This is a genomic window from Pseudomonas sp. B21-048 (assembly GCF_024748615.1).
In the GTDB taxonomy this organism is placed as follows: domain Bacteria; phylum Pseudomonadota; class Gammaproteobacteria; order Pseudomonadales; family Pseudomonadaceae; genus Aquipseudomonas.
Map to the genome: position 1 here is coordinate 959,309 of NZ_CP087168.1, position 12,716 is coordinate 972,024.

Annotated in this window: 10 protein-coding genes and 1 pseudogene; 8 read left to right on the forward strand and 3 right to left on the reverse strand. The window is 59.7% G+C overall.

Going from position 1 to position 12,716, the window contains the following annotated elements; all coding sequences use genetic code 11:
• Positions 1-77: 77 nt before the first annotated feature.
• A complete protein-coding gene (locus tag LOY56_RS04295) occupies positions 78-2,534 on the forward strand; it encodes a dermonecrotic toxin domain-containing protein (RefSeq protein WP_258620118.1) in 2,457 nt (818 codons plus the stop codon).
• A gap of 26 nt (positions 2,535-2,560) precedes the next feature.
• Here the strand turns inward: LOY56_RS04295 and LOY56_RS04300 are convergent, their stop codons facing one another.
• Positions 2,561-3,352: an IclR family transcriptional regulator gene (locus tag LOY56_RS04300; RefSeq protein ID WP_258620119.1), complete on the reverse strand. Its 792-nt coding sequence runs from the start codon at positions 3,350-3,352 to the stop codon at positions 2,561-2,563.
• Positions 3,353-3,516: 164 nt separating this feature from the next.
• Here LOY56_RS04300 and hmgA point away from each other — a divergent pair, with 164 nt between their 5' ends.
• Genes hmgA through maiA form a run of 3 tightly spaced genes read left to right on the forward strand, consistent with a single transcriptional unit; the run spans position 3,517 to position 6,777 of the window.
• Positions 3,517-4,821 (forward strand): homogentisate 1,2-dioxygenase, encoded by a 1,305-nt coding sequence (hmgA, locus tag LOY56_RS04305; RefSeq protein ID WP_258620120.1) that lies wholly within the window; start codon positions 3,517-3,519, stop codon positions 4,819-4,821.
• A 3-nt stretch (positions 4,822-4,824) separates the two neighbouring features.
• Positions 4,825-6,129 (forward strand): fumarylacetoacetase, encoded by a 1,305-nt coding sequence (gene fahA / locus LOY56_RS04310; RefSeq protein ID WP_258620121.1) that lies wholly within the window; start codon positions 4,825-4,827, stop codon positions 6,127-6,129.
• A 12-nt stretch (positions 6,130-6,141) separates the two neighbouring features.
• A complete protein-coding gene (gene maiA, locus LOY56_RS04315; RefSeq protein ID WP_123719972.1) occupies positions 6,142-6,777 on the forward strand; it encodes a maleylacetoacetate isomerase in 636 nt (211 codons plus the stop codon).
• Between the two features lie 30 nt (positions 6,778-6,807).
• On the opposite strand, the gene LOY56_RS04320 is transcribed toward maiA, so the two are convergent.
• On the reverse strand, positions 6,808-7,611 hold the full coding sequence (locus tag LOY56_RS04320) for a SirB1 family protein (RefSeq protein WP_258620122.1): 804 nt from the start codon (positions 7,609-7,611) through the stop codon (positions 6,808-6,810).
• Between the two features lie 183 nt (positions 7,612-7,794).
• On the opposite strand from LOY56_RS04320, the gene LOY56_RS04325 reads away from it, so the two are divergent.
• The 4 genes from LOY56_RS04325 to LOY56_RS04340 all read left to right on the forward strand — a co-directional run bounded on the left by LOY56_RS04325 (position 7,795) and on the right by LOY56_RS04340 (position 12,152).
• Positions 7,795-8,814: a Glu/Leu/Phe/Val dehydrogenase dimerization domain-containing protein gene (locus LOY56_RS04325; protein WP_258620124.1), complete on the forward strand. Its 1,020-nt coding sequence runs from the start codon at positions 7,795-7,797 to the stop codon at positions 8,812-8,814.
• Positions 8,815-8,937: 123 nt separating this feature from the next.
• Entirely contained in the window at positions 8,938-10,032 is a 1,095-nt protein-coding gene (pdhA, locus tag LOY56_RS04330) for a pyruvate dehydrogenase (acetyl-transferring) E1 component subunit alpha (RefSeq protein ID WP_258620126.1), read from the forward strand.
• Positions 10,025-11,014: an alpha-ketoacid dehydrogenase subunit beta gene (locus LOY56_RS04335; protein WP_123355787.1), complete on the forward strand. Its 990-nt coding sequence runs from the start codon at positions 10,025-10,027 to the stop codon at positions 11,012-11,014. Before pdhA ends, LOY56_RS04335 begins: the two co-directional genes overlap by 8 nt.
• A 28-nt stretch (positions 11,015-11,042) precedes the next feature.
• Positions 11,043-12,152: a dihydrolipoamide acetyltransferase family protein gene (locus tag LOY56_RS04340; RefSeq protein WP_258620132.1), complete on the forward strand. Its 1,110-nt coding sequence runs from the start codon at positions 11,043-11,045 to the stop codon at positions 12,150-12,152.
• 174 nt (positions 12,153-12,326) lie between these two features.
• Here LOY56_RS04340 and LOY56_RS04345 read toward each other — a convergent pair.
• Positions 12,327-12,566, reverse strand: a pseudogene (locus tag LOY56_RS04345) (YebG family protein); the annotation flags it as partial.
• Positions 12,567-12,716 lie beyond the last annotated feature (150 nt).

Sequence of the window (12,716 nt, forward strand, 5' to 3'; positions counted from 1 at the left end):
GGGTTTAAGTTGTAAATGATTGGTATCGCTTAACTGTTTTTATATTGAATGGCCCTGAACTAGTTTTGATTAGGCGAATGTCGCGTCTGGTTATTAAACTTTTCAAGGGCAAAAAAATGAACATGATGAATGCATACGTTCCTCACGCTATCGACAATCGTCCGCAATGGCTTGAACGTGCCAGTGTTGCCGATCAACTTAATTATGGCGAAATGGAACAGCAGTTGATTGCCAATCAGGTCGATCTGGACAAACAACTTGGGGCGCAGGCCAGTTTGCAGATTTATGCTCGGGATGTGGCCAGCAAACTTCTGCAGTTGGAATTTGACAGCGACCTTGATCCCGACACACTTATGACCACCAGCCAATATCGGTTCGAGGAGGCCGGCTGCACAATTAGTCAGGAAGACAAGCGTTCCCTGACGGATTTATTGTTGTGCGGGCAGCATGAGGAAGGCCAGCGGGCAAACATCACATTTGAGGGTAAAGGCATTCCCGCCCGATTGAATCAGCAATGGCTGGAGGAATACTTGGACGAGGACATGCGCGCGGCTTATGGCAGAGATTTTCGTGCTGCGTATGAACGCCACACTGTGCTCGCAGCGATGAACAATGTCACCCGGGATCAGCTATTGCTGAGCGCATTTGCCGCGAAGCTTCGTGGACATCTCACCGACACCAATTTTCAGCGGGTCAGGCGTGCCGTGAGTGGTGATACGAACCTGACGCTGGCGTCTTTGAAGCTGACGAGTGACAGCCCCCTAAACACTCGACCGTTCATGGGGCTGGTTGCTATCGGAAGCCGCAGCCCCAGCCAGGATGACTGGCTCCTCTACGCTGCGGATTCGCCGGGTGGACAGGACTGGTATGAGTTGCCGAGTTTCAGGCGACTGAGCGGTGATATCTGCGGCTGGATGGCCAAGCCAGAAGGGCGCGACTATCTGCTCTGGCGAGCCCATGCACTGGATCGCGAAGTGATCGGCGGCCACCTGAAAAAGGTCTCGCAACGTCCCGATCTATGGCGGGGTGTCGAGCCGGTGCCAACCCCCTACACAGGGGCCGAGGTGCTGAATACGGTTGTGTTCAATCATCGTGCGTGGCTGGTGGCGCAGGAAGAAAGCCAGACGCCCTATTACTATCGCACCGCATCCAATGAGTTGCGTCAGACCTTTGCGCGCATCAATACCGAACTCAAGGCGCTGAAAACCATTGAAGTCCGTGAGGGCGGCTTTATCACCTATGAGCGTTTTTGCCATCAACTGGTCAAGCAGCGTGTGGAGGGTGTCCTTCTTGGCAGAGGCGAAGTTGTCGTGATCGACCCTGATCGAATTTACGTGCAAGTCAGTGAGAATCAACAAATGACACTGACTCGGCTGATTGCCGACGAAGTGCACTTTTACGCTGACGACGTCGGTCTGGACCTGTATCCGCGCTTTACCGTGGCGACTGACCACCCGTCACTCGACACACTTGATATCCGCGATATCGCCGGTTGGTCAAGAGCGTTGCGCGCGGGCGAGCAGTACATCGATATGTTGCGCACGACTTATGTTAACCGCTCCCATCCCGACGGCATCTTCAAGCGAAGGATTTACATAGGCATCATAAAACGTCAAATGACCATGGCAGCCATGCAGGCGCTGTTCGCCGGACGCTTGCCGAAGGAACACTTCGACGAGCTGAAGAAGGTGGTCGTGGCATTTGATCACTCGCAACCGGACTGGCCGGTGGGCGAGGCACCTGGAGATGTGCGTCACAGTGCCTTGTTCCAACTCCATCTCAAGGGACGTCTGGTGGTCGGGGTGTATGTTTTCAGGCTGCATTTCGCCGGGAAGGTCGAGGAATACCTGTACACGCCTGACGCACCGGACGGTTGCGAGCTGCGGCCATTCAACGATTTCGTAAGTGGGGTGAAAACCCGCGGCCTGGGCGACTATTTCTACGAGCGAATACACGAGAAGTATCAGCCGCAGGTCGGTACTTACCTGACCGATCTTGAACAATTGGCCAACTTCTCCGAGGCGCCGACGCTGGAGCGTAACAGTCGGGTCACGGACTTGTACTACTGCTATAGCGACGTGCTGGGCAAGGTCATCTCCGATGTTGACGAGAAAACCCGAAGCCTTGAAGAAATCATTATTGGTCTGAGCTACGACGCCGTTGTAACGGCCGTCAGCATCATTGGCATTGTCTTTCCGCCCGTCAGTATCGCGTTGGGCGCAGCCTTGCTGGGCAAGAATCTGGTGCAAGGCGTGGAGGCCTACTCCGTAGGCAATCGGGCCAACGCCCTGATCCATTTCAGAGATGCGCTGATTGAGTTGGCGTCGCTGGGCAAGTCGGGGTATGGGAGTTTGCAGCCCACAAAATTGCAGCAGGACCTGATCGGATTGCTGGGGGATGTGTACACCGTGGAAAAGCTGTTCACCCAAGCCACTGGCCAACCTCAACTGCATGAGCGGGCACTGGCGGTGATTCAGCAGGTTCTCGACGATCCTCAAAGCGCTACCAGCAAAACTACCATCATCCGGCGCTAATGACAGCCCGCAGGTGGTAGTTCCGCTCAGCGACCGGGATCGTCAACCTGATACCCCATCCGCCAACTCACGGCCTGGGTCGCTGCCAGCAAACGCTGCGCCGCCGGGCCGCTTTCGTCGGCATGGAACAACGAAGTGGGGCCCACGATGGTCATCACCGCCACCACTTGCCCGACCGCATTGAACACCGGGGCCGACAACGCATCCACGCCGGGCATCAGCAAGCCGTGCACATGGTGCAAGCCGCGTGCACGGATCTGTTCGCACAATGTGGCGTAAGCCTGCTCATCGGCCAACGGATGAACGTCGGCGGCGCGGACTTCGAGATCGCGCAACTCATCGGTTTCGCGGTGGGGTAAATAGGCACTGAACACCAGCCCTGTCGACGAGCTGAGCAACGGTAAAACCGAGCCCAATTGCGTCACTACCGTCACCGCCCGCACCGCCGGTTCGATGTGCACCACTGTCGCACCCTGATTGCCCCACACCGCTATAAAGCAGGTCTCATTCAGCTCATCACGCAACTCGGCCAAGGGCAGGGCGGCGACTTTAAGCACGTCCATACTGTTCAAAGCAGCCAGGCCGACCCGAAGCGCTTCACGGCCGAGGCCATAGTGGTTGGTGGCGGTGTTCTGCTCGGCAAAACCGCTGGCGATCAGCGCCTGTAGATAGCGGTGAACCTTGCTCGCCGGCATCTGTACGTGTTCGGCCAGGCGCGACAATGAGGTCGAAGGCGACAACTCGGCAAGCGCCTTGAGGATGTCGGTGCCGACCTCGGCCGAGCGGACTTTCTGTTTACCGTTGCTTTCGCTGGTCATGGAGGCGGTGTGATCCCGGGACGAATGGGCGTCTTTATAGCTTGACGGTCAATACCAATCAAATTACGTTATGCGTAATCTAATTACGATAAAAATAACCCAGGCGTGCCAAGACCTCTTCAGCAGAGTGCCAGGCCATTGTCTACTCCCGTTCAGGAGGCTCCATGAACCTCGATTCAACGGCGCCAGCGCTGGCTTATCAGTCAGGCTTTGGCAACGAATTCAGCAGCGAAGCATTGCCCGGCGCACTGCCCGTCGGCCAGAACTCCCCGCAAAAAGCCCCTTACGGCCTGTACACCGAACTGTTCTCCGGTACGGCCTTTACCATGGCGCGCAGCGAAGCACGACGGACCTGGATGTACCGCATTCAGCCGTCGGCCAACCACCCGGCATTCGTCAAACTGGATCGGCAGCTGGCCGGCGGCCCATTGGGTGAAGTAACCCCCAATCGCCTGCGCTGGAACCCCTTGGACATTCCGACCGAACCGACCGATTTCATCGACGGGCTGGTGAGCATGGCCGCCAACTCGGGCGCGGAAAAACCCTCCGGGATCAGTATCTATAACTACCGCGCCAACCGTTCCATGGAGCGCGTGTTCTTCAACGCCGATGGCGAACTGTTGCTGGTGCCGGAACTGGGCCGCTTGCGCATCGCCACCGAACTGGGCGTGCTGGAGCTGGAACCGCTGGAAATCGCCGTCCTGCCTCGCGGGCTGAAATTCCGCGTCGAACTGCTCGACCCGCAAGCCCGCGGCTATATCGCCGAAAACCATGGCGCCCCTTTGCGCCTGCCGGATCTGGGGCCGATCGGCAGTAATGGCCTGGCTAATCCCCGCGACTTCCTGACGCCAGTGGCCCATTACGAAAACCTCAATCAACCGACCACCCTGGTGCAGAAATTCCTCGGCCAGTTGTGGGGTTGCGAGCTCGATCATTCGCCGCTGAACGTGGTCGCTTGGCACGGCAATAACGTGCCGTACAAATATGACCTGCGCCGTTTCAACACCATTGGCACGGTCAGTTTCGATCATCCGGATCCGTCGATTTTCACCGTCCTGACCTCGCCAACCAGCGTGCATGGTTTGGCCAACCTCGACTTCGTGATCTTCCCGCCACGCTGGATGGTGGCCGAGAAGACATTCCGTCCGCCGTGGTTCCACCGCAACCTGATGAACGAATTTATGGGCCTGATCCAGGGCGAATACGATGCCAAGGCCGAAGGTTTCGTACCCGGCGGCGCCTCGTTGCACAGCTGCATGAGCGCCCACGGCCCGGACGGCGAGACCTGCACCAAGGCGATCAACGCTGAACTGGCGCCGGCTAAAATCGATAACACCATGGCCTTCATGTTCGAGACCAGCCAAGTGTTGCGTCCGAGCCTATTCGCCCTGGATTGCCCGCAACTGCAAAACAATTACGACGCTTGCTGGGCCACGCTGCCCGCCACTTTCGACCCGACCCGGAGATAACCCATGACTCAGACTTCCATCACTCGTAGCTGGGTTGCCTCCGCCAACGGCCACGCGGATTTTCCGCTGCAGAACCTGCCGTTGGGCGTGTTCAGCGTGAAGGGCTCCGCGCCGCGCAGTGGTGTGGCGATCGGCGATCACATTTTTGATCTGGAAGCGGCACTGGATGCCGGCCTGTTCGATGGCATTGCGAAGAAAGCAGTCGAAGCCACCCGTGGCGGCCAGTTGAATGCGTTCTTCGAATTGGGTCGCGAGGCTCGTGTCGCTTTGCGCGAACGTCTGCTGGAACTGTTTGCTGAAGGCAGCACCCTGCACGGCAAGATCGAGGCTCAAGGCGCCAAACTGCTGCCGCTGGCGGCGGATTGCGAAATGCACCTGCCGGCGAGGATCAACGACTACACCGATTTCTACGTCGGCATCGAGCACGCGCAGAATGTCGGCAAACTGTTCCGCCCGGACAACCCGTTGCTGCCGAACTACAAGTACGTGCCGATTGGTTACCACGGCCGTGCCTCGACCATTCGCCCGTCCGGCACTGACGTTCGCCGTCCGAAAGGCCAGACCCTGCCGGCCGGTCAGACCGAGCCGACATTTGGTCCGTGCGCACGTCTGGACTACGAACTGGAACTGGGTATCTGGATCGGTCAGGGCAACGCGATGGGCGACTCCATCGCCATCGGTGACGCCGCCGATCACATCGCCGGTTTCTGCCTGCTCAACGACTGGTCGGCGCGGGACATCCAGGCTTGGGAATACCAGCCGCTGGGTCCGTTCCTGTCGAAGAGTTTCATCACCAGCATTTCGCCGTGGGTGGTGACGGCCGAAGCGCTGGAGCCGTTCCGTCGTGCCCAGCCTGCGCGCCCGGAAGGCGATCCGCAGCCGCTGCCGTACCTGTTCGACAAACGTGATCAGGCCGCCGGTGCCTTCGACATCGAACTCGAAGTGCTGCTACTGACCGAATCGATGCGCGAGCAAAATCTGCCAGCCCATCGCCTGACCCTCAGCAACACCCAACACATGTACTGGACCGTTGCACAACTGGTTGCGCACCACAGCGTCAACGGCTGCCAGTTGCAGGCCGGTGATCTGTTCGGTTCTGGCACGCTGTCGGGCCCTGAAAACGGTCAGTTCGGCAGCCTGCTGGAAATCACCGAGGGCGGTAAAAAGCCGATCGAACTGGCGTCGGGCGAGGTGCGTAAATTTCTTGAGGATGGCGACGAAATCATCTTGCGCGCGCGTTGCAGTCGCGAGGGTTTTGCTTCCATCGGTTTCGGCGAATGCCGTGGCAAAGTGTTGCCAGCGCGCTAAGAGGGTCAGGTCATGGAACTCTATACCTACTACCGTTCGACCTCGTCTTACCGGGTGCGTATCGCGCTGGCGTTGAAGGGGCTGGATTACCAGGCGCTGCCAATCAACCTGATCGCGCCGCAAGGTGGCGAACATCGGCAGCCGACGTACCTGGGCATCAATCCGCAAGGCCGGGTGCCAGCCTTGCGCACCGACGAAGGCGAGTTGCTGATCCAGTCACCGGCGATCATCGAGTACCTGGAGGAACGTTATCCACAGGTGCCATTGCTGTCCAAAGACCTCGCTGCCCGCGCTCATGAGCGGGGCGTGGCGGCGGTGATCGGTTGCGATGTGCATCCGCTGCACAACGTCAGCGTGCTCAACAAGCTTCGGCAGTTGGGACACGATGAGCCGCAGGTGGTGGAGTGGATTGGTCACTGGATCAGCCAAGGGTTGGCGACGGTGGAGCAATTGATCGGTGACACCGGTTACTGCTTTGGCGATCAACCGGGGCTGGCGGACGTCTATTTGATCCCGCAGTTGTATGCGGCCGAGCGCTTCAATATTTCCCTTGAGGCCTACCCGCGAATTCGTCGAGTGGCGGCGCTGGCAGCGACACACCCAGCCTTCTTCCTGGCCCATCCGGCGAATCAGCCCGATACCCCGTAACAAGGTTGTCAGAAACAAGATCTTTTGCTTTTAATGCACGACCGAATTGGGCGGTAGGTGCCCGAGTCGTTCAGTCAGGCGAATCCTCTGAATCGGATCGTCACTGAGCAGCAGCGCATGCTCCAGGTCAAAGCGCTCGGCATTCGGGCAGTCCAGTCGTTGATAAAGGCTGGCCCGGGCCAGATAGTCGGAGGCGCTGGCGTTGCCCAATTCAAGGACGCGCTCGGCGTCGATCAGGGCGTCAATGTAGTCATCATTCGTGAGGTACAACTGGCGCAGGTTGCGCGACAACCGCTGCAGCATCTGCGCCGGTTCGGCGGTCAGCAAATGCTCGGCGCCAAGCTTCATGTTCGGGCCGTACTGACGTTGCAGCAATTCGCGACAATCATTGGGATACAGCCGTCGCCCACCGCACGGGTCGAGCAGGTGATCGGCGCCTTGCACCCGCAGCAGGAAATGCCCGGGAAAGTTGACCCCGACCATGGGAATCTCCAGCCTTCTGGCCAGTTCCAGTGCAATCAGGCCCAGCACCAGCGGCTGCCCCCGCCGACGTTCCAGCACTTTATTGAGTAACGCCACTTGCGGGCGCAAGGGCGTGGAGTCGTCCTGGGCGAATCCCAGGTCATTCATTCGTCGCAACAACGGTTGCGCCAATTCACTCACCGGCAGCATCGGCAACCCGTAGCTGACCCGCTGTTGCAGGTCCTTGAAGTCCGCCAGCACCGTCTCGGGATCCAGCTCTTTATCGTGCTCGGCGGCGATCCATAGCGCCGCCTCGAACAGCGCGGGCGGTGATCGTTGCAGACAGTCGAAAAAACGTTGGCGCGGGGTCATCAAAATCTCCGGGGAATGCCTCGTTTTAGCCCCGTCACAGGCTTTCGTCCAGTGCTGCACACAGGTGGTAACAGGTTATGTCCGAAAGCGTTCAAAGCGGCGCCGCTTATTCCGGTGCGCTTCTGCAATTTTTGTGCGCAAGCCTATACTGGCGACTACAAGAAGTGATTCGGGAGCCCTACGATGTTCGCTCTCATGCAAAGCACTCGCCTTGAATCGCTGCACCTGAGCGTCGATCCGGTCACCGGGTTGAAGGCGGTGATTGCCATCCACAACAGCCGTCTGGGACCTGCCCTGGGCGGGTGTCGTTACCTTGCTTACCCCAGCGATGAATCCGCGATCGAGGATGCCGTGCGCCTTGCCCAAGGCATGAGTTACAAGGCGGCGCTGGCCGGCCTGGCTCAGGGTGGTGGCGTTGCGGTGATCGTTCGCCCGGCCCATGTGGAAAACCGCGCCGCGCTATTTGAAGCCTTCGGGCGTTGCGTCAACGAACTCGACGGTCGCTACATCACCGCCATCGATGCCGGCACTTCGGTGGCGGACATGGATTGCATCGCCCAGCAAACCCAATTCGTCACCAGCACCACCGCCGCTGGCGACCCTGCGCCGCACGCGGCCATGGGCGTATTTGCCGGTATTCGCAGCACCGCCATGGCCCGTTTGGGCAGCGATAATCTCGAAGGACTGCGCATAGCCATTCAAGGCCTGGGCAATGTCGGTTATGCCCTGGCCGAACAGCTACACGCCGCCGGTGCCGAGCTGCTGGTCAGCGACATCGATCACGGCAAAGTGCAGCTGGCCATGGAGCAATTGGGCGCTCATCCCATCGCAAACGATGCTCTGCTCAGCACACCGTGCGACATACTCGCGCCCTGCGGCCTGGGCGGTGTGCTTAACAGCAACAGTGTGTCGCAACTGCGCTGCTCGGCGGTCGCCGGTTCGGCAAACAACCAACTGATCCATCTGGAAATCGCCGATCAGCTGGAGCGCCGGGGCATTTTGTATGCGCCTGATTACGTGATCAATGCCGGCGGGCTGATCTACGTGTCGCTCAAACACCGCGGGGAAGAGCTCACGACCATTACCGCGCACCTGTCGAAAATCAGTTCACGGCTGACCGAAGTATTCGCCCATGCCCAGGCGGAAAAGCGTTCTCCGGCCCGGGTGGCGGATGAGTTGGCGGAGAAAGTGTTGTACCGGTGACGCTGTACCGGTGAAAAGTTTGAAAGGAGTGAGAGCCTATCCGGCCATTGCTCCCCAAGCCCTGCGCCACAAACGTCGGGCCTGACAAATGCACGCCGACTCACGCGTGCCAGGAGCCCTGTGATGCTTCACAAGGTTGAGCTGCCTTACACCCGATTTCTATCCCCTGACGGCCAGTTACTCGGCAATCTTCCCGACTGGGCCGACGATTTCAATCTGTTGACGCGCCTGTATCGGCAGATGGTCCTGACCCGCCTTTTCGATCAGAAAGCTGTCGCCCTGCAACGCACCGGACGCATTGGCACCTACGCGCCGACCTTGGGTCAGGAAGCCATTGGCGTCGCGGTCGGCAGCCTGATGCACGCCGAAGACGTACTGATCCCGTATTACCGCGACACCGCTGTGCAGTTGATGCGCGGCGTGCGCATGGAAGAAATCCTCTTGTATTGGGGCGGAGATGAACGTGGTAGCGACTTTGCCGACCCGGCGGTCGCTCAGGATTTCCCGATCTGTGTGCCGATCGCCACCCAGGCCCTGCATGCCTGCGGCGTCGCCAGCGCCTTCAAAATCCGTGGCGAGCATCGGGTCGCCGTCACTACGTGCGGCGACGGCGGAACCAGCAAAGGGGACTTCCTCGAGGCCCTCAACGTTGCTGGTGCCTGGCAGTTGCCGGTGGTGTTTGTGATCAACAACAACCAATGGGCAATCTCGGTGCCGCGACGCATTCAGTGCGGCGCCCCGACCCTGGCGCAGAAAGCCATTGGCGCCGGCTTCCACGGCGAGCAAGTCGACGGCAATGACATGCTCGCCGTTTACGACCGCATGCAAGCAGCCCTCGAACGGGCGCGCCACGGTAAAGGCCCGGTGTTGCTCGAATGCCTGAGCTATCGCCTCGGCGATCACACCACCGCCGACGATGCCACGCGCTACCGGTCGGCGGACGAGGTCAAACAGGCCTGGCTCGAAGAACCGATCAAACGCCTGCAACGCTTCATGGCCGGGCAAGGCGTATGGGACGAGGGTCGCGAACAGGCACTGATCAGCGAATGCCAAGGCTTGGTGCAGGGGGCTGTGGATAACTTCGAAGCGGCGGGCCTGCAGGCACCGGAATCGGTGATCGATCATGTCTACGCCCAGTGGCCGCAAGCCCTGGCCGAACAGCGCGAAGAATTTCTGGAGCGGGTGGCGCGCCGGACGGGAGGTTCGGGCCATGAGTAACGGTAAGGTGACGCTGCTGGAAGCGGTGAATCTGGCGTTGCATCGGGCCATGAGCGAAGACGAAAACGTTATCGTCCTCGGTGAAGACGTCGGGGTGAATGGTGGCGTATTCCGCGCCACGCTGGGCCTGCGCGACAGCTTTGGTTTCAAGCGGGTGATCGACTCGCCGCTGGCCGAAACCATGCTCGGCGGGCTGGTGGTGGGCATGGCGGCCCAAGGCCTGAAACCGGTGGTGGAAATCCAGTTCATGGGATTCATCTACGCCACCATGGAGCATCTGGTGTCCCACGCCAGTCGCATGCGCAACCGCACGCGCGGGCGGATCACCTGCCCGATGGTGATGCGCACGCCGATGGGCGCAGGGATTCGCGCACCGGAGCATCACAGCGAAAGCACCGAAGCGCTGTTCGCGCACATTCCGGGGCTGCGGGTGGTGATCCCGTCTTCGCCGGCCCGGGCCTATGGCTTGTTGCTCGCGGCCATTGACGACCCGGACCCGGTGATATTTCTCGAACCCACCCGACTCTATCGAATGAACCCGCAACCACTGCTGGATGACGGCAAGCGCCTGCCGCTGGACAGCTGTTTCACCCTGCGTGAAGGCAGCGACCTTACCTTGATCAGTTGGGGCGCCAGCGTGATGGAAACCCTGCAAGCCGCCACGCAACTGGCCGAGCAGGGCGTCTCGGCGGAAGTGATTGATGTCGCCAGTATCAAACCGCTGGACCTCGACACGATGGAAGCCTCGGTGCGCAAGACCGGTCGCTGCGTGATCGTGCATGAAGCGCCACGCTCCTGCGGGGTCGGCGCGGAAATCGCCGCGAGCCTCTACGAACGGGTATTTCTGGAATTGCAGGCACCGATCCAGCGAGTCACCGCGCCAGACATCCCGCCGCCGCTGTATCGACTGGAATCGCTGTACATGCCCGGCGTCGAAGACATTCTTCATGCCTGCGACACCGTCATGCAGCACTACCCCTGAAGAGACGCCTGAGGCCGAGGAGGTTGCGATGAAATATTTCAAACTGCCGGATCTGGGCGAAGGCTTGCAGGAGGCGGAAATCGTCCGCTGGCGCGTCAAGGTCGGCGATACCGTCAAGGCTGACCAACTGCTGGTGTCGGTGGAAACCGCCAAGGCGCTGGTGGACATTCCCGCGCCCTACGACGGCGTGGTGGCGAAAACATTCGGTGGCGAGGGCGACATCCTTCACGTTGGCGAACCTCTGCTAGGTTACGAAGGCGAAGCGGATGCGGGCACTGTGGTCGGGCGGCTTGAGGGCGGTGGTACGAATCAGGAGGATGCATTTTTCATCGGCGCTGCACCTTCGACTCGTGAGCACCTGGCGAACCGAGCTACGCCAGCGGTGCGTCAACTGGCTCGGCAGCTCGGTATTGAACTGAGCGCCTTGGTCGGCTCCGGTCAGGACGGCCAGATCACCCGCAGCGACGTGGAAAACGCGGCCCAGACCGAACGCGAACGCTTCGGCGGCGAGAAGCTGCGCGGAGTGCGACGCAGCATGGCGCTGAACATGGCCAGGTCCCATGCCGAAGTGGTGCCGGTGACGATTTTCGGTGATGCCGATCTGCATCGCTGGGGGCAGGCACGAGAACCGCTGATTCGTCTGGCCAAGGCCATGGCGGCGGCCTGCGCCATAGAACCGGTGCTCAACAGCGCCTTCGATGGCAAAACTCTGGCGCTCAAACAGCACGAACGGCTCGACCTGGGCATTGCCGTGGATACCCCGGACGGTTTGTTTGTGCCGGTGTTGCGCGATGTCGGTCAGCGCACCGCGGCGGATTTGAAAGAAGGTGTGATGCGACTGCGGGCCGATGTTCAGGCGCGCTCGATCCCGCCCCAGGAAATGATGGGCGCGACCCTGACCCTGTCGAACTTCGGCACCTTGTTCGGCCGCTACGCCAACCCGGTGGTGGTGCCGCCGCAAGTGGCGATCCTCGCCGCCGGGGCGATCCGCGATGAACCGGTGGCGGTCGAGGGGGCGGTGGTGGTGCATCCGATCCTGCCGTTGTCCCTGACCTTCGATCACCGTGTGGTCACCGGTGGCGAGGCGGCGCGATTCTTCAAGGCGTTGGTCGAGGCACTGGAACAACCCGAAGCTTAAGTTTTCCACAGGCATGAAAAAGGCCCTGAGTCATTTGACTCAGGGCCTATTCAATTCGGGCATTGCTTACTTTGGCGTCTTGGCGGCTTTGGCTGGCTTGGTCGGCTCAGCGCCCGTCGCTTCAACAGGTGCAGCGACTTCAACCGGTTCAGTCACTTCGGCTGGCACATTGAGTAATTCGGACAGCGCGTCCGGCTGGCTCTTGAACGCCTTGGCGAACACATCGCGGTTTTTCGCCATGTAGATCCCGGCTTCTTCCACTTGCTGTTCGGTCAGGGACGGAACGGCTTTTTGCAACACTTCAGCCAGTAATTCGGCCAGTTCGAGCATTTTGTCATGACGGTCAGCTTCGGCTTTATCCATGAACAAGCGCTCCAGATCTCGGCTGCTGCGGTATACCACTTCGACGGCCATTCACCACCTCACATGCCTTCACATTAGTTGTCTGTTTCGACTACTGTATTTATATACAGCGAAAAGGATAAGCGAATCCCAGCGCTTTGGGTAGTGGCTTTTTAATGTAGACCGATTTCAGGGTTTGTCAGGTGAACTGTATCGGACGCT

What these genes read in the sequence shown, in the direction of transcription:
- pdhA (WP_258620126.1), top strand. Translation starts at nt 8,938, where the DNA reads ATGCTTCACAAGGTTGAGCTGCCTTACACCCGATTTCTATCCCCTGAC.
- maiA (WP_123719972.1), top strand. Translation starts at nt 6,142, where the DNA reads ATGGAACTCTATACCTACTACCGTTCGACCTCGTCTTACCGGGTGCGT.
- LOY56_RS04320 (WP_258620122.1), bottom strand. Translation starts at nt 7,611, where the DNA reads ATGACCCCGCGCCAACGTTTTTTCGACTGTCTGCAACGATCACCGCCC.
- LOY56_RS04300 (WP_258620119.1), bottom strand. Translation starts at nt 3,352, where the DNA reads ATGACCAGCGAAAGCAACGGTAAACAGAAAGTCCGCTCGGCCGAGGTC.
- hmgA (WP_258620120.1), top strand. Translation starts at nt 3,517, where the DNA reads ATGAACCTCGATTCAACGGCGCCAGCGCTGGCTTATCAGTCAGGCTTT.
- LOY56_RS04325 (WP_258620124.1), top strand. Translation starts at nt 7,795, where the DNA reads ATGTTCGCTCTCATGCAAAGCACTCGCCTTGAATCGCTGCACCTGAGC.
- LOY56_RS04340 (WP_258620132.1), top strand. Translation starts at nt 11,043, where the DNA reads ATGAAATATTTCAAACTGCCGGATCTGGGCGAAGGCTTGCAGGAGGCG.
- LOY56_RS04295 (WP_258620118.1), top strand. Translation starts at nt 78, where the DNA reads ATGTCGCGTCTGGTTATTAAACTTTTCAAGGGCAAAAAAATGAACATG.
- fahA (WP_258620121.1), top strand. Translation starts at nt 4,825, where the DNA reads ATGACTCAGACTTCCATCACTCGTAGCTGGGTTGCCTCCGCCAACGGC.
- LOY56_RS04335 (WP_123355787.1), top strand. Translation starts at nt 10,025, where the DNA reads ATGAGTAACGGTAAGGTGACGCTGCTGGAAGCGGTGAATCTGGCGTTG.